Source organism: Streptomyces sp. NPDC005878, assembly GCF_040629815.1.
Taxonomy (GTDB): domain Bacteria; phylum Actinomycetota; class Actinomycetes; order Streptomycetales; family Streptomycetaceae; genus Streptomyces.
Genome location: NZ_JBEXWK010000019.1, coordinates 1 through 15,739, shown reverse-complemented (window position 1 = coordinate 15,739; position 15,739 = coordinate 1). Strand labels below are relative to the sequence as shown.

The following is a 15,739-nucleotide window of genomic DNA, read 5'->3' as shown; positions in this document are numbered from 1 at the left end:
TCAATGATCCCTGTCTGAGAAACGGACCATAGTTCGAGATTTCGAACCACGTCAGCCCTGAAATCTGTGCCGTTCGGGCAGACCCGCGATCTCAACCGGCACGGAGGGCACCCGGTCGGCCGTCGGGTTCCGCCCCGCCGCACCCGTCCGCCGCGGGGGAGCGGACGACGCATTCGCCTGCGCTTCAGTCCTTGCGCGATGTCTACCCTGGAGGTACTGCCATGGGTTCATATGCCCTTCCCAGACCGGTTATCCACCGCAAGATCCGCGGTCTGCTGCTGGCGCTGGTCGTCGGCGTCCTCTGCGCGGCCGCCGCACTGGTCGCGCCGCCGACCGCACAAGCCGCCGAGAGCACGCTCGGCGCCGCGGCGGCGCAGAGCGGCCGCTACTTCGGCACGGCCATCGCCTCGGGCCGGCTGGGCGACTCGGCGTACACGACGATCGCCAGCCGTGAGTTCAACATGGTGACGCCCGAGAACGAGATGAAGATCGACGCCACCGAACCGCAGCGGGGCCAGTTCAACTTCGCCGCCGGTGACCGCGTCTACAACTGGGCGGTGCAGAACGGCAAGAAGGTGCGCGGCCATACCCTGGCCTGGCACTCCCAGCAGCCCGGCTGGATGCAGAGCCTCAGCGGCAGCTCGCTGCGCCAGGCGATGATCGACCACATCAACGGCGTGATGGCCCACTACAAGGGCAAGATCGCCCAGTGGGACGTCGTGAACGAGGCCTTCGCCGACGGCAGCTCGGGAGCCCGGCGCGACTCCAACCTGCAGCGCACCGGCAACGACTGGATCGAGGTCGCCTTCCGCACCGCGCGCGCCGCCGACCCGGCCGCCAAGCTCTGCTACAACGACTACAACATCGAGAACTGGACCTGGGCCAAAACCCAGGGCGTGTACGCCATGGTCCGGGACTTCAAGCAGCGTGGCGTGCCGATCGACTGCGTCGGTTTCCAGTCGCACTTCAACAACGACAGCCCGTACAACAGCAACTTCCGCACCACGCTGCAGAGTTTCGCGGCCCTCGGCGTCGACGTGGCCATCACCGAACTCGACATCCAGGGCGCCTCGGCCACGACCTACGCCAACGTGACCAACGACTGCCTTGCCGTCCCGCGCTGCCTCGGCATGACCGTCTGGGGTGTGCGCGACACCGACTCCTGGCGCGCGGAGCAGACGCCGCTGCTGTTCAACGGCAACGGCAGCAAGAAGCCCGCCTACACCGCCGTCCTCAACGCGCTCAACGGAGGCTCCACGACGCCCCCGTCGGATTCGGGACAGCTCAAGGGCGTCGGGTCGGGCCGCTGCCTGGACGTGCCCGGCGCCGGCACCGCCGACGGCACCCAGCTCCAGTTGTGGGACTGCCACAACGGCACCAACCAGCAGTGGACGTACACCACCGCCGGCGAGCTCAGGGTCTACGGGAACAAGTGCCTGGACGCGGCCGGCACCGGCAACGGCACCAAGGTCCAGATCTACAGCTGCTGGGGCGGCGACAACCAGAAGTGGCGCCTCAACTCCGACGGATCCATCGTCGGCGTCCAGTCCGGTCTCTGCCTCGACGCCGTCGCGGGCGGCACGGCCAACGGCACCCTGATCCAGCTCTACTCCTGCTCGAACGGCAGCAACCAACACTGGACCCGCACCTGAGGGGACCCGCCACAAACGAAAGGGTGAATCGATGAAGACCTACGGTGAGGTGTCTCCCGCCCTTCCACGATTACATCGCTGGTGGTCCCGGGTCGCCGCCCTGGTGGCGCTGACCCTCGCGATCGGCATGCTCGCCGCGGTGAAGCCGGCGCCCGCCCAGGCGGCGACGGTGGACACCAACGCCTGGTACGTCATGGTCAATCGCAACAGTGGCAAGGCGCTGGACGTCTCCGGCGCCTCCACCGCCGACGGCGCGCGGGTCAGCCAGTGGACACGCAACGACGGAGCCAACCAGCAGTGGCAGTTCGTGGACTCCGGCGATGGCTTCTACCGCCTCAAGGCCCGGCATTCGGGCAAGGTCCTCGACGTGGCCGGCTCCTCGACCGCGGACGGTGGCGCGATCCAGCAGTGGGCCGACCACAACGGGGCCAACCAGCAGTTCCGCCTGGCCGACTCGGACGCGGGCCACGTCCGGTTGATCAACCGCACCAGCGGCAAGGCGGTGGAGGTACAGGGGGCCTCCACCGCCGACGGCGGCAACGTCGTCCAGTACACCGACTGGGGCGGCGCCAACCAGCAATGGCAGATGATCAAGCTGTCGTCCGGTGGCGGCGGCGGATGCGGCAGCGCCCCGACCCTGGCGAGCGGGACGCACACGATCCAGAGCGGCGGCAAGAGCCGCAGCTTCATCCTCAGGGTTCCCGCCAACTACGACAACAGCCACCGCTACCGGCTGATCTTCGCCTTCCACTGGCGGGGCGGAACAGCGGGCGACGTCGCCTCGGGCGGCACGAGCGGGACCGCCTGGTCCTACTACGGCCAACAGGAACAGTCGAACAACAGCGCGATCCTCGTCGCCCCCCAGGGCCTCGGCAACGGCTGGGCCAATACGGGCGGTGAGGACGTCACCTTCGTCGACGACATGATCCGGCGCATCGAGGGCGGCCTCTGTGTCAACCCGGCACAGCGTTTCGCCACGGGATTCAGCTGGGGCGGCGGAATGAGCTACGCACTCGCATGCAGCCGGGCGGACGTCTTCAGGGCTGTCGCGGTCATGTCCGGTGCTGAGATCAGCGGGTGCGGTGGCGGCGCCCAGCCGATCGCCTACTTCGGAATCCACGGGGTCAGCGACTCCGTCCTCAACATCGCGCAAGGACGGTCCCTGCGCGACAGATTCGTCCGCAACAACGGCTGCGCCTCCCAGAGCCCGCGTGAGCCCGCGCCGGGCAGCCGAACGCACATCACCACCACTTACTCGGGCTGCCGTGCCGGATACCCGGTCCAATGGGCCGCGTTCGACGGAGGCCACATGCCCGGTCCGGTCGACGGCTCCACCGGCGAAAGCGGCGTCACCACCTGGACCAAAGCAGAGATCTGGAGGTTCTTCGCACAGTTTTAATGACACGCCCGCACCACGGAGTGGAGCCCGGATCGATCCTGGCTCCACTCCGTCGTTGACACATGACCCGGGCACAACTCCGACTCGTCGACGCCATGGCCTCGGCCTTCGCCGGCGAGCGCTGGGCCTCCCGCAGCCGCGGCGAAATCCCCCACCTCGCGGAGGCAACTTCGCCGCCTACACCTACGACGGCCCCGTTGCGCACCGCTGGGGACATCAGTGGTCACGCTGTGCGGTGGGGGTTCCAGCCACTCGGCGGGGGTGCAGCCGACGATCGTCGGATGGCCGACGGAGGGCATGGGCTTCCAGGCTGGTCGCATGACAGAGCGTGCGCAGGCGCTGGAGCCCAACGCGTCCCATCGGCCGCCGGCCGGAGCACAAGACCGTGGGAACGTTGGGCGGCGCAGGGGCGCGGGGCATTTTGGGAGTTCCTCGGCATGGCGCCCATGGCGAGCGGCCGCTGCCTGACTGTCGTCAGCGCTGACCTCCGCGCTGCTGTTGTACACACGATCGCCGCGCCGGCGTCGAGCCGGCGCCCTGAACCGAGCACCACGGCCCGGTTCGGACCGATGCCCGCCGCTGCTGACGCGCTGCGCGGGAGAGCACGTACGAAAGGAATCTTGTGAACACCGCATCCGCCCCCGAGGCGACGGGTGCCGAGTCCCTGCGCGTCCGCGAGACGCTCAAGGCGCTGTACGGATACGTCCGCCCGCACCGGTGGACCGTCGTACTCGGTCTGCTGCTGGCGCTGGCGGGGTCCGCCGGCGGGCTGCTGCAGCCGCTGGCCACGAAGACGCTCGTCGACCGGCTCTCGTCCGGTGGCACGCTCACCACCGTCCTGCTGTCGCTGACCGTGCTGGTGCTGTTGAGCACGGTGGCCGAGGCGTTCGGCGCCTATGTGCTGGAGCGGACGGCCGAGTCGGTCGTGCTGGCCGCACGCCGCAGCCTGATCGGCCGGCTGCTGCGGCTGCGGCTCACGGCGGTGGACCGGATGCAGCCGGGCGACCTGATGTCCCGCGTGACTTCCGACACCACGCTGCTGCGGGCCGTCAGCACCCAGGCCGTGGTCAACGCCGCGACCGGGGCGCTGACGCTGATCGCGGTGGTCGTGGTGATGGCCTTCCTCGATGTCGTCCTGCTCGGCGTCACGCTCGGTGTGGTCGCGGTCGTCGGCGCGGGTGCCGCCCTGGTGATGCCGAGGATCGGGCAGGCGGCCGAGCGCTCCCAGGCCGCGGTCGGTGAGATGTCCACCGGCCTGGAGCGGGTCTTCGGCGCGTTCCGCACGGTGAAGGCGTCCGGCGCCGAGGAGCGGGAGACCGCCCGCGTCGAGGCGTCGGCCCGGCGGGCGTGGCGGCACGGGGTGCGCGGCGCGAAGTGGGAAGCCCTGCTGCGAACGGCGGACAACCTCGCCGTCGAGCTGGCGTTCCTCGCGGTGCTCGCGGTAGGCGGGGCGCGGGTGGCCGCCGGGGACATCCCTGTCTCCACGCTCGTCGCCTTCCTGCTGTACCTGTTCTACCTGATGGAGCCGGTGTACAAGCTGGTCGAGGCCGCCTCCGCATACCAGGAGGGCGCGGCCGCGATCTCCCGGATCAAGGAGGTGGACCGCCTGGCGGCGGAGCTGCCGGCCACACCCGGGCCGCTGCGGACCGAGGTGGGTCCGGCATCAGTCCGCTTCGAGGAGGTGTCCTTCCGCTACGGGCCCGGGCTGCCGTACATCCACCAGCGGGTGGACTTCGAGGTGCCGGGCGCCGGGACGACGGCCTTCGTCGGGCCTTCGGGCGCGGGCAAGTCGACGGTCTTCTCGCTCGTCGAGCGGTTCTACGAGACGACCGGCGGACGCATCCTGGTCGACGGCCGGGACATACGGCAGTGGCCGCTGTCCGAACTGCGGTCCAGCATCGGGTACGTCGAGCAGGACGCGCCGGTGCTGGCCGGCACGCTTCGGGAGAACCTGGTCTTCAGCGCGCCCCGCGCGACGGACGAGGACATCCGCGCCGTCCTTGCCCGGACCAGGCTCGACACCCTCGTCGAGCGTCTCCCGCACGGCCTGGACACCCTGGTCGGGCACCGCGGCTCGAAGCTGTCCGGCGGCGAGCGCCAGCGGGTCGCGATCGCCCGCGCCCTGCTGCGCAAGCCCCGGATGCTGCTCCTGGACGAGGCGACCTCGCAGCTCGACGCGGTCAACGAGCTGGCGCTGCGGGACGTCATCGCCGAGACGGCACGCGAGACCACCGTCCTGGTGGTGGCGCACCGCCTGTCCACGGTGACGGACGCCGACCGCATCGTCGTCATGGACGCCGGCAGGGTCCGCGCGATCGGCACCCACGAGGAACTCGTGGACCGGGACGAGCTGTACGCACAGCTCGCCGCGACCCAGTTCCTGACCCCGGCGGGACGCCCCGGCGGGTGAGAGGAGTGGCCCGAGAGCTGCCCCCGCCGCATGGCGGGGACAGCTCTGCTGGGTGGCGGAGTGGCACCTCACAGCCGTCGGATACCGGCGGACTGTACGAAGCGTGAGGCTCAGATCAGCACCGCATCACTGTGCGGTTCGCTCCTCCGTGCTCCGTCCACCACCTCACCTGGAGTCCCCATGTCGGCCCTCGTGACCGAGGGCGGAGCGTGCACTGCCGGATGGTCGACGAGAGCCCGGGTCATGAGCCGGCACGGTACGCGTTTGCCGCTCACGGCCTCCACACGGCGCTGATGATGGCGGAAGTGACCCGTGTCGCCGGTGCCTGGACCATGAAGGCCCTCGGCGAGCCGGTGGTGTGCACGACCTTCGCCGACCTCCTTCGGGCAGGCCAGGCGTGACCCGGTCGGCCCACGTGCTCACCGGACCTTCTCCGGGCTGGCCGGTGAGGCGGGGACGGGGGCGGTGAGCAGGCGGGCGAGGGGTGTCGAGCCGAGGCCGTGGAGCAGGACGCTGCCGAGCACGGTGATGGTCATGGCGTACAGGGCGGTGTCCGCGAAGGGGCCGTCGGGGAGCACGTTGAAGGCGAGCAGGCCGAACACGATCGAGGTGGTGCCGCGTGGGCCGAGGGCTCCGATCATGAGCCGTTCACGCCGCGTGAAGTCCGAGCCGAGGAAGGCGAACAGGACCGGACCGACGCGTACGACGGTGAGCGCGGCGAGGCAGAGCAGCAGGGTCGGCACGTCGACGCCCTCGCTCAGGGCGAGAACGGTGGCGTTGCCGAAGAAGAACCACATGCACATGGTCATGATCGAGCTGGTGTCCTCGACGAGGCGGAAGTCCGAGGCGTCGGGGACGGAGGACTCGTGCCGCCGGGCCGCGGTCTGCCGGACGTACCGGAAGGCGATGCCGTACACGAACGCGGCGACGAAGCCGTTGCCGCCGGCCGCCACCGTCACCGTGTAGGCGAGCAGCGGTGTGACCAGGACGAGGATGCGGCGGGATTGTCCGGTCATCCACTGCCTGCGGTCGGCCGTGGTCATCAGCCGTGCGAGCAGCGAGCCGAGGGCGCCGCCCACGGCCAGTGCCTTCACGGCGAAGGGCACGGCCGTGCCCAGCGCCTGCGCGGGGGTCTGTGCCTGCGCTGTCGAACCCGCCAGGATGAGGGCGAAGAGGAAGACGGGCGAGATGATGCCGTCGTTGTAGCCGCTCTCCACGTTGAGGACGTCGCGGACGCGTGCCGCGATGCGGTGGTCCCGTACGAGGGTCTCGGCCGGGGCGAAGTCGGTCGGGACGACGATGCACGCGATGATCAGGAGGATCACCACGGGCAGGTCGGGGAGCATCAGTGAGCCGAGCAGGACGACGGCGGCCAGGCTCAGGGGCAACGCCACCAGGAGGGTGCGGACGGCCGCGCCGGGATCATTGCCGAACAGCCGGCCGCCCGGCAGTTCCGTCGCGTCGACGAACAGCAGGACCGCCAGGATGACCTCGGCCACGTGCTGGGCGATCTCGGAGTTGAGCGTGACCGCGATCTGGCTGTGCGTGAACACCCCGGTGAAGACGCCCGCGAGGACCAGCACCACAGGGGCTCTGACATGCCCCCGCTCAAGCCCTCGGGCGAAGAGCGCCCACCCGGCTGTCACTGCGGTGATCACGATCAGGACGAAGGTCATGGGGATTCCGGTTCCGGGCGATAACACGTACGAAGCAAGAAGGGCCGGCCGGCCCTGCCATGGAAGAAGCACACTCCCCGGGGCCTCGTGGCCCGGCCGGCGCGCCGCCGTGGCGTCAACGGACGTACTTCGCCGGTTTGGTGGCGGTGTTGAGCAGCGCCTCCAGCGGTCCGCGGCGGAAGAAGCGGGACCAGAGCGCGGCGAACACGATCGCTCCGAGGATGAACGTGAGCACGGGGATCCAGGAGGTCTGGGTGCTTTCGCCGGCCGATACGCCGAGCATGGACTGGGCGAGGAAGTGGCCGACGTAGGCCGTCAGGGACATGGTGCCCACGGCGATGACGGGTTTCGCCAGGCTGCGCAGGCGCGGCAGGCGGTCCATGAGCACCGTCGCACCGACGATCACGAGGATGGCGACGCCGACGCTGCCGATGATGTCGAAGGTGGTGCCGCTGTGCGGTCCGGCGGACAGCAGTTCCGAGGCCGCCCGCTGGGGCGCGTCGAACGATCCGCCGTCGAAGGACGACGCCTTCTCGACCCCGGTGGACGACTTCCCGTCCTCCGCCATGCTGCGCAGCGCGTTCGGGCCGGCCAGCAGCAGCGACAGGCCGTACGCACCCACGGTCAGGGCGGCGCCGAGGGTGGCCAGGCGCCGCTGGACGGAGACGGCCGACAGGTCGAGGCGGGCCAGCGCCATGCCGGCGACGACGAACGACATCCAGGTGATCGTCGGGTAGAAGCCGGTGAGCAGCAGGTCGAGGACGCCGACCTCGCTGATCTTCTTGAGCGGGTCGTAGGCGTTGATGGTCTGCTGGACGGACTCGTTGAGCCGCGAGTTCAGGTAGAACGCCAGCTGGGGTGTGACGAGCGCGAGTCCGGCTGCGGTGATCGCCAGGGTCTTGGCCGACAACCGCAGCAGGGGCAGGGCGAGGAGGAAGTAGACACCGTAGAAGCCGAGGATGATCACACCCCCGTACTCCATCGCCAGCACCGTGCCCAGGGCCAGCAGGACCACGGCGCGGATCGCGATCCGGACCTTCGCCTGCCGGCCCGCCAAGCCGGTCTTCGGCTCACGGCGCCCGGCGATCAGCATCAGCGAGAACCCGGCGAGGGTGGCGAACAGGACCGATGAGTGACCGTCGGCCAGATACCGGACCCAGGTGCCGGCGCCGTGCGTGGAGGGCAGGACGGGTCCGATGTGGACGATGTACATGCCGAACACCGCGAGCGCGCGGGCCAGGTCCACGCCGACCAGGCGTCCCATCGAGGGGCCGCCCGAAGGTTTCCCGGCGGAGTCGGGCGAGGCTGCGGGCACGGGAGAGGCGTTCTCCCGCGGGGCCGGCGTCGCCTGCGGCGGCTGTGTCTGCGTCATACGAGGAATCTCCCGGTGAGGTGGGGAGGCGGACCATCCGGCAGGTTTCGGTGGCATCCCCGCCGACCGGCCGGGACCACCCCGCCGACCGGCGGGCGGGGCGGACGGATCAGAGGTGGCGGTCGATGGCGGGAAGGAGGTCCTGGAAGGTGGCCCCGGAGGCCGGTTCGCCGATCGCGGTCAGCTGCCACGCCCCATTGACCCGGGAGATCTTGGCCATGATCCGGGCGGTGTGGGAGCCGCCGCCGGACAGGGTGTAGCGGGCGAGTTCGGCCCCCGTCGATTCGTCCACCAGGCGGCAGTAGGCGTTCTCGACCTCGTCGAAGGTCGCGCCGGTGAAGGAGTTCACGGTGAAGACGATCTGGTCCACTTCCCCCAGCATCCGCGTGAAGTCAACCGTGATGGCCTCGTCGTCCCCCGGCCCGTCCCCGCCGACGCGGTTGTCGCCGGAGTGCTTCACGGCACCGAAGATGCCGGTCAGGTGCTGGAAGTAGACGACCTCCACGACCCGCCGGCCCGCGTACAGGACGGCGGAAGCGTCGAGGTCGATCGCCGCGGGGCCCATCAGTCTGCCGAGGAGGCCCGTGCGCGTCCTCGCCTGCCAGCCCAGCCCCATCCGTACGTGGCTGAGGGGCGTCGTGTCGGACTTGGACAGGTTGATCCTTTGGCCCTTGGTGAGGTTGAGGGACATGGAGAACTCCCGGGGTGGGTCGAGGCGAAGGATGTGGCGGGGCCCGAACGGCGGCCGGCGGGGAGGAACGCGCCGCCCGCACGCGGAGGAGACGGTCGCCGCGAGGGCAGGCGGGTGGCTGGACCGGTGTCCTGGGGGTCAGAGGCTGACGCCGAAGTCCTGGGCGATACCGGCGAGCCCGGAGGCGTAGCCTTGGCCGACTGCCCGGAACTTCCACTCGGCACCGTTGCGGTAGAGCTCGCCGAAGACCATCGCGGTCTCGGTGGCGGCGTCCTCGCTGAGGTCGTAGCGGGCGATCTCGACCCGGTCGGCCTGGTTCACGATCCGGATGTACGCGTCGCATACCTGGCCGAAGTTGTGGGCGCGGGCGGCGGCATCGTGGATGGAGACCGGAAAGACGATCTTCGCCACGTCGGCGGGTACGGTGGCGAGGTTCACCTTGATGACCTCGTCGTCGCCGTCGCCTTCACCGGTGAGGTTGTCGCTGGTGTGCTGGACCGAACCGTCCGGGCTCGTGAGGTTGTGGTAGAAGACGAAGGACGCGTTGGAGGCGACCCTGCCGCTCTCGCCGCACAACAGTGCGCTCGCGTCCAGGTCGTAGTCGGCGCCCGTGGTGGTGCGTACGTCCCAGCCCAGGCCGACCTGGACCGCGGTGAGGACCGGAGCCTCCTTGCTCAGCGAGACGTTGCCGCCCTTGGACAGCGAAACACTCATGGCGTTCTCTCCTGACGTGGATGCACTGGAAGAAGGACCGCACGGTCCTATCGGGACCGGATGCGAGGAGGCGTGGCAGGGGTCCAGTTGTCGGCGGGTGTGGCCAGAACAGTGATCAGTACGGCGACGACCGTTGCGACGGCACCGGCGGGCAGGGTCCGGCGGCCGGTGGCCGACAGGGGGTGCTCCTTGCTTGTGCTCCTGGCCGACGCACGGCCACGGCGAGCGGACAGGGGACCATCCGTCCGTCGGACAGGGCCGACGTTCACGGCGTCCCGGCTTGCGTGTCCCCAACCTCGTCGATGCCTCGGCCTGGTGCCATCCGACGGGTGACCGGTCGCCCCCCGCCGTGCGGCGGGAGGAGCACCCTCCGCACGGCGGGGGCCACAGACCGGGACCGCCCCCCGCTCCGCCACCCCGCCTGGCGGGGTACGTGTGGCCGGTTGCCGGGTGGTGCATCCTCCGGGTCCTCACGAATGTCGTAGACGTGATTGCATCAACGACTCCGCCGACCGCCGCCGTGAAGCCTCACCCGACCGTGGTGACACCACGGTGCCGTCGCGCGGCGGCCACAGCGAGCGTCTGGTACCTGCGTGTCATGGCTCTGCTCAATGTGCTGGCGGTGCTGTCCGTTTCCCTGCGCAACGGGGTGCGGGAACACAACGAGGGCGAGCACTTCACCCCGTACCTGCTCACCGCCGGCCTGGTGTCCGCGATCCTCGCCCTGGGCCTGGCCGTCGCCATGCGCAGGCGCAAGCGCGCGGCGTGGATCTTCAACACGGTCCTCGCCGCACTGACCCTGTCGGTCATGATCGTCTGGCTGTTCGTGCCCGGCGAGGAACCCGGTTTCCGTCAGCACTGGATCAACTGGGCCTCCGCCGCGCTCACCGCCCTCTTCCTGCTGGCCCTGCTCGTGGGGCGTAGCGAGTTCACCTCGAAGGGCGACCGATCCAACCCGCGGACCGCGCTCGCCACCCTGGCCGGCGGTACGGTCCTCGGCAGCACGCTGGGGGTGGCACTGCTGCAGGTGACCGCCACCGGTGCGGGAGCGGGCCTGTCCGATCGCCTCGGCTACGTCCTGTCCCGCTTCGTCACGCTGGACCCGTCCGACAAGGCCGCCCGCCTCATCCAGGTGCCGGGCTGGGTCGACGGGACGCTCAACGTGACGGCGGCGCTCGTGTTCCTGAGCGTGCTGTACGTGGCGTTCCGCAGCCCCCGGGGCCGGGTGATGCTGACCGAGGACGACGAGGCCCGGCTGCGCGCCCTCCTCGGCCGGCACGGCGAGCGGGACTCCCTGGGCTACTTCGCCCTGCGCCGCGACAAGGCGGCCGTCTTCTCCCCGAGCGGAAAGGCGGCCGTGACCTACCGCGTGTTCAACGGTGTCTCGCTGGCCTCCGGCGACCCCCTCGGAGACCCCGAGGCATGGCCGGGCGCCATCGACGCCTGGCTCTCCGAGGCACAGGCGCACGCCTGGGTCCCGGCCGTGATGGGGGCGTCCGAGGAAGCGGGAGTGATCTACGGACGCCACGGTCTGAGCGCCCTCGAACTGGGCGACGAAGCCGTCGTGGAGATCGCGGACTTCACTCTGGAGGGACGCGCTGTGCGCGGGGTCCGGCAGGCGCACAACCGGGTCCGGCGCGCCGGCTACAGCGTGCGGGTACGCCGCCACGAGGACATACCCGAGCCGGAGATGGCCCGTCTGGTGGCCGATGCCGACCGCTGGCGCGACGGGGCGACCGAACGCGGCTTCTCGATGGCGCTCGGCAGGCTCGGTTCGCCGGAGGACGGGCGCTGCGTGATGGTCGAGTGCCACGACGCCCACGGCGAACTGCGCGCGCTGCTCAGCTTCGTTCCCTGGGGGAGCAAGGGGCTCTCGCTCGACCTGATGCGCCGGGACCGCGCCAGCGACAACGGCCTGGTGGAGTTCATGGTGATCGAGCTGCTGCGGCAGGCGGACGACGTGGGACTGGCCCGGGTCTCGCTGAACTTCGCGATGTTCCGGTCGGTCTTCGAGCGCGGAGACCGCCTGGGCGCCGGACCCGTCCTGCGGGTGTGGCGCACCACCCTGGGGTTCCTCTCCCGCTGGTGGCAGATCGAATCGCTGTACCGGGCGAACGCCAAGTACCGACCGGTCTGGGAGCCCCGCTTCGTCCTCTTCCAAAAGAGCGGAGAACTGCCGCGGATCGCGCTGGCGGCCGGCCGGGCGGAAAGCTTCGTCACGACACCGGGCCTGCCCGCCCTCTTCCGCCGGCGATCGCGGACCGCGTGACGTGCGGCGTCTCGCTCTCGGGCGGCCCCCTCACATCCCCTCGTCTCCGCGAGGATCCACCCGAGAAGGTCTCGGCCCACGGGTCTCACCAGCAACAAGGTTCTGGCGCTCGCCGTTCTGACGGCAGTGGCGCTGTTCGTCGTCACGATCGTGCTTCGGAGGCCCGCCCGGTGGCAACGGGACGCCGCCCCCGCCCTGGAGCGGATCAGCGGCCGGCTTGACGCAAGCTGAGACCGCGCGGGACGGACACGGTCCTACTTGATGAGGGCGTTGGCCACGACGACCACGAGTCCGAGCAGCGCGTCCGCCGCGCCGATCCGCAGCGCGGACGCCCAGGTGCGGCCGGCGGCGCGGGCCGCGAGCAGGCCCCAGACGAACAGCAGGACCACGTTCACGGCGAAGACCACGTACTCGACGCCCTCCGAGGGCCACCATCCCCAGGCCGCGCCGAGCAGCAGGAGCAGCGTTGGTGCCGTCGCCGCCACCAGCGGCCACTCGGACAGCAGCATCCGCACCCCGGCGCGTACGCCGTGGTGGGTCCGGTCGCCGCGCAGGGCGATCAAATGGGCGTACCCGTGGGCCAGGGCCGAGGCGACGGCCGTGACCAGGAGCCACTGGGCGCTGGTGAACCGATCGGCCGCCGCCGTCTCCCCCTGCTCCGACAGGGCGGCCACCATCGAGCTGGCCAGCACCGCCCCGTATACACCCCCGAACAGCACGTGGGGGCGCGCGGCCAGGCGGCGCAGGGCACGGACGGACTGACGCGGGTATGAGTCGGGCATGGCGGGACGGTCCTCGAAACGGTACGGACATCGGCTGCGGCCCTCGGACTCGGCGCGGGGCCACAGACCGATCCCACCGTACGAGCCCGGGGGCGCCATCCGCCGAGCCTCGCCCGCCGGCCTGCCGACCGGCCGGAGCGCACCCCCCGAACGGCTGGAGCCGACCCGCCGGGTGTCCACAGTCATTGGATGATCACGTCACCGCGTACCCTGCCCGGCGTACGGTCGACGTCAGGCGAACCCGTACGAGCCCGTGGGACCCCCGAATGCACGGGTCGCCAGCAGCGGGACAGCGCAGACGAGAGTGTGAGGCGGACGCCGGTGATCCGGGTGGTAGTGGTGGACGACGAGGCCCTGGTGCGGTCCGGTTTCCGGATGATCCTGAACGTGTCTGACGGCATCGAGGTCGTGGCGACCGCCGAAGGCGCGCAGGCGGCCGACGTGATCCGGCGCGAGCGGCCGGACGTCGTGCTCCTCGACATCCGCATGCCGGATGTGGACGGCCTGACCGTCCTACGACAGGTCCAGGAACTGCCCGAACCGCCGTACGTGGCCATGCTGACCACCTTCGACACCGACGAGTACATCCTCACCGCACTGCGCTCGGGAGCCGCCGGCTTCCTGCTGAAGGACACCGAGCCCGAGCAGCTCGCCCAGCTGGTCCGCACCCTGGCCGCGGGCGGCGTCGTGATGTCGCCGAAGGCATCACGCGCGCTGCTCCGCAGCCACCCGGGGGCCGGAGCAGCCCAGGACGCGGACGTCGCGCGCGTCGGCCTGCTCAGCGACCGGGAACGCGACGTCCTCGTCCTGGTCGCGGAAGGACTCTCCAACGCCGACATCGGCGCCCGCATCCATCTGAGCGCTGGCACCGTCAAGGACCACGTCAGCTCGATCCTGACCAAGCTGCGGGTCACCAGCCGTGTCCAGGCCGCGCTCCTCGCCGAGCGCGCCGGACTGCTCACCCGCAACGACGACACGGCGCGGGACAACGGGCGATGAGCACGGGCCGGGCAGTGTGGCGGCGGCTGCCGCCCTGGGTCGTCGACACGGGGCTCGTGGTGCTGGCCGCGCTCGATGCCTGGATCAATCTCCTGGGCGAAGGCACCCCCGCGAAGTGGGTCTGCGCTGCCGCGGGCTCCGCCAGCCTGCTCCTGCGCAGGCGCTTCCCGCTGGCCGTCTTCCTCCTGACCCTGCCCATGACCCTGTTCATGGACGTGGCGGTCGGGCCGATCGCCGCCCTGTACACACTCGCCGCGTCCTCCCGCAACCGCCCGCTGCTCGCCGGCTGCGCCCTCCTGAACGCCACTGCGGCCACCCTCCTGTGGCCGTTGTCCGACGCGTTCGACGGCGACCGGACCTGGACGCTTGTCCAATTCGTCTACACGCTGGCCACGGCCTTCGCCCCCGTACTGTTCGGCCAGCTCGTGCAGGCCAGGCACGACGTGGCCCGCCGGCTCGTCGAGGTCAAGGAGGCCCGGGAGCACGAACGCGCCCTGTACGCCCAGACCGTCCTCGCCCGCGAACGTGCCCAGCTGGCCCGGGAGATGCACGACGTCGTCTCCCACCAGGTCAGTCTGATCGCCGTCCAGGCCGGAGCCCTGCAGATGGCCGCGAAGGACCCCGACGCCCGCGAGGCCGCCCGCACCATCCGCACCTTGAGCGCGAACACCCTCGACGAACTCCGCCATATGGTCACTCTGCTCCGCGCCTCCGGCGGCAGGACAACCGAACTCACCCCCCAGCCCACCCTCGCCGACCTCCGGCAGCTCATCGCCAACAGCGGCATCGAGACCACCCTGACCGGAGAGCTTCCTCCCGGCATCAGCACCACCGCCCAGCGCACCATCTACCGCACGGTCCAGGAAGCCCTCACCAATGTGCGCAAACACGCCGGCGGAGCCCGCGCCGACGTCCACCTCTGGCACGACGCACACCACTTCGGCGTCACCGTCACCAACACCGCCCCCACCCGCCCGACCATCGCCCTCCCCAGCGCCCGCCACGGCCTCATCGGCCTGAAAGAACGCGCCGAACTGCTCGACGGCACCCTCACCGCCGAACCCACCCCAGAAGGCGGTTACAAGATCGAACTACGAGCCCCCGGCCGACCCGCCTGACCACGAACCGGCGCATACGGCCCCGGAGCCGCGCGCGGTGACCCCGGCCCCCATCTCCCGCACATCTGCCACGACCTGGGCGAACGACAGGAAATACGCCTCGAACCGGCGATGCGGTCGTGACTTTCCTGTGCCTGGCCAGTCCCGCAATTGTCCGCGGACAACCCCACTTGTCCGGCCTCAGCTCCCTCGCTGACCTGCGCGGATCCCCTCGCGGTCACAAGGCCAACTCCTCGGGCGTGCAGGGTCGGACTGCGGGCCGCCGCCCCAGCCCTCTATCGCTTGCGGGTGGAACAGCGGCCGGCCGGGTTCTCGGCAGCATCCGGACAGGGGCAACGACTTCCCGGCTTCCCGCAGCAAGAAATGACCGGTTCCAGAAAACAGACTCAAGACAGAAGAGGGACCCATGAAGATGCGAGTCAAAGCCTGGCTGGGCGTGGCATTCGCTGCCGGGGCGCTGGTGCTTGGCGGCACCGGCACCGCGAATGCCTCGGTGAACTGGGACTTCAAGTTCATCCAGAGCAATCACGACGGCTACGGCCTCTACAACAACTACGGCAGTTACCTCCTGCAGTCAGCGCCGACCCAGAAGCCGACCTCGCCCTCCATCAACACCTGGCGGATCGTGTCCGTCGCACCCGACACCGGCTACCCCAA

Annotated in this window: 13 protein-coding genes; 8 read left to right on the top strand and 5 right to left on the bottom strand. The window is 70.2% G+C overall.

Annotated elements, in window-relative coordinates; all coding sequences use genetic code 11:
* The first annotated feature begins 221 nt into the window (after positions 1-221).
* The 4 genes from ABZ404_RS25170 to ABZ404_RS25155 all read left to right on the top strand — a co-directional run bounded on the left by ABZ404_RS25170 (position 222) and on the right by ABZ404_RS25155 (position 5,862).
* Positions 222-1,652 (top strand): endo-1,4-beta-xylanase, encoded by a 1,431-nt coding sequence (locus tag ABZ404_RS25170; RefSeq protein WP_358832142.1) that lies wholly within the window; start codon positions 222-224, stop codon positions 1,650-1,652.
* A gap of 100 nt (positions 1,653-1,752) precedes the next feature.
* On the top strand, positions 1,753-3,051 hold the full coding sequence (locus ABZ404_RS25165; protein WP_358832166.1) for an RICIN domain-containing protein: 1,299 nt from the start codon (positions 1,753-1,755) through the stop codon (positions 3,049-3,051).
* A gap of 622 nt (positions 3,052-3,673) precedes the next feature.
* Complete coding sequence (locus ABZ404_RS25160; protein ID WP_358832143.1) at positions 3,674-5,461, top strand: ABC transporter ATP-binding protein; 1,788 nt, start codon at positions 3,674-3,676, stop codon at positions 5,459-5,461.
* A gap of 131 nt (positions 5,462-5,592) precedes the next feature.
* Positions 5,593-5,862, top strand: a complete 270-nt coding sequence (locus tag ABZ404_RS25155) for a TerD family protein (protein ID WP_358990903.1) — start codon at positions 5,593-5,595, stop codon at positions 5,860-5,862.
* An 18-nt stretch (positions 5,863-5,880) separates the two neighbouring features.
* On the opposite strand, the gene ABZ404_RS25150 is transcribed toward ABZ404_RS25155, so the two are convergent.
* From ABZ404_RS25150 to ABZ404_RS25135, 4 genes are all read right to left on the bottom strand, one after another.
* Positions 5,881-7,137 (bottom strand): cation:proton antiporter, encoded by a 1,257-nt coding sequence (locus tag ABZ404_RS25150; RefSeq protein ID WP_358832145.1) that lies wholly within the window; start codon positions 7,135-7,137, stop codon positions 5,881-5,883.
* Positions 7,138-7,252: 115 nt separating this feature from the next.
* Positions 7,253-8,509 (bottom strand): DUF418 domain-containing protein, encoded by a 1,257-nt coding sequence (locus ABZ404_RS25145; protein ID WP_358832146.1) that lies wholly within the window; start codon positions 8,507-8,509, stop codon positions 7,253-7,255.
* Between the two features lie 109 nt (positions 8,510-8,618).
* A complete protein-coding gene (locus ABZ404_RS25140; RefSeq protein WP_358832147.1) occupies positions 8,619-9,200 on the bottom strand; it encodes a TerD family protein in 582 nt (193 codons plus the stop codon).
* Between the two features lie 138 nt (positions 9,201-9,338).
* Positions 9,339-9,914, bottom strand: a complete 576-nt coding sequence (locus ABZ404_RS25135; RefSeq protein WP_358832148.1) for a TerD family protein — start codon at positions 9,912-9,914, stop codon at positions 9,339-9,341.
* Positions 9,915-10,434: 520 nt separating this feature from the next.
* Between ABZ404_RS25135 and ABZ404_RS25130 the strand changes: the two genes are divergently transcribed.
* A complete protein-coding gene (locus ABZ404_RS25130) occupies positions 10,435-12,183 on the top strand; it encodes a phosphatidylglycerol lysyltransferase domain-containing protein (RefSeq protein ID WP_358832167.1) in 1,749 nt (582 codons plus the stop codon).
* 254 nt (positions 12,184-12,437) lie between these two features.
* Here ABZ404_RS25130 and ABZ404_RS25125 read toward each other — a convergent pair whose 3' ends face one another.
* The gene (locus ABZ404_RS25125; RefSeq protein WP_358832149.1) at positions 12,438-12,965 is read right to left on the bottom strand and encodes a hypothetical protein; all 528 of its coding nucleotides are present in this window, start codon (positions 12,963-12,965) and stop codon (positions 12,438-12,440) included.
* 321 nt (positions 12,966-13,286) lie between these two features.
* Between ABZ404_RS25125 and ABZ404_RS25120 the strand changes: the two genes are divergently transcribed.
* The 3 genes from ABZ404_RS25120 to ABZ404_RS25110 all read left to right on the top strand — a co-directional run.
* A complete protein-coding gene (locus ABZ404_RS25120; RefSeq protein WP_358832150.1) occupies positions 13,287-13,964 on the top strand; it encodes a response regulator transcription factor in 678 nt (225 codons plus the stop codon).
* On the top strand, positions 13,961-15,082 hold the full coding sequence (locus ABZ404_RS25115; protein ID WP_358832151.1) for a histidine kinase: 1,122 nt from the start codon (positions 13,961-13,963) through the stop codon (positions 15,080-15,082). Before ABZ404_RS25120 ends, ABZ404_RS25115 begins: the two co-directional genes overlap by 4 nt.
* A 406-nt stretch (positions 15,083-15,488) precedes the next feature.
* Positions 15,489-15,739: hypothetical protein (locus tag ABZ404_RS25110; RefSeq protein ID WP_358990900.1), on the top strand; the 251-nt coding region annotated here is incomplete at its 3' end.

What these genes read in the sequence shown, in the direction of transcription:
- ABZ404_RS25140 (WP_358832147.1), bottom strand. Translation starts at nt 9,200, where the DNA reads ATGTCCCTCAACCTCACCAAGGGCCAAAGGATCAACCTGTCCAAGTCC.
- ABZ404_RS25135 (WP_358832148.1), bottom strand. Translation starts at nt 9,914, where the DNA reads ATGAGTGTTTCGCTGTCCAAGGGCGGCAACGTCTCGCTGAGCAAGGAG.
- ABZ404_RS25170 (WP_358832142.1), top strand. Translation starts at nt 222, where the DNA reads ATGGGTTCATATGCCCTTCCCAGACCGGTTATCCACCGCAAGATCCGC.
- ABZ404_RS25115 (WP_358832151.1), top strand. Translation starts at nt 13,961, where the DNA reads ATGAGCACGGGCCGGGCAGTGTGGCGGCGGCTGCCGCCCTGGGTCGTC.
- ABZ404_RS25125 (WP_358832149.1), bottom strand. Translation starts at nt 12,965, where the DNA reads ATGCCCGACTCATACCCGCGTCAGTCCGTCCGTGCCCTGCGCCGCCTG.
- ABZ404_RS25145 (WP_358832146.1), bottom strand. Translation starts at nt 8,509, where the DNA reads ATGACGCAGACACAGCCGCCGCAGGCGACGCCGGCCCCGCGGGAGAAC.
- ABZ404_RS25150 (WP_358832145.1), bottom strand. Translation starts at nt 7,137, where the DNA reads ATGACCTTCGTCCTGATCGTGATCACCGCAGTGACAGCCGGGTGGGCG.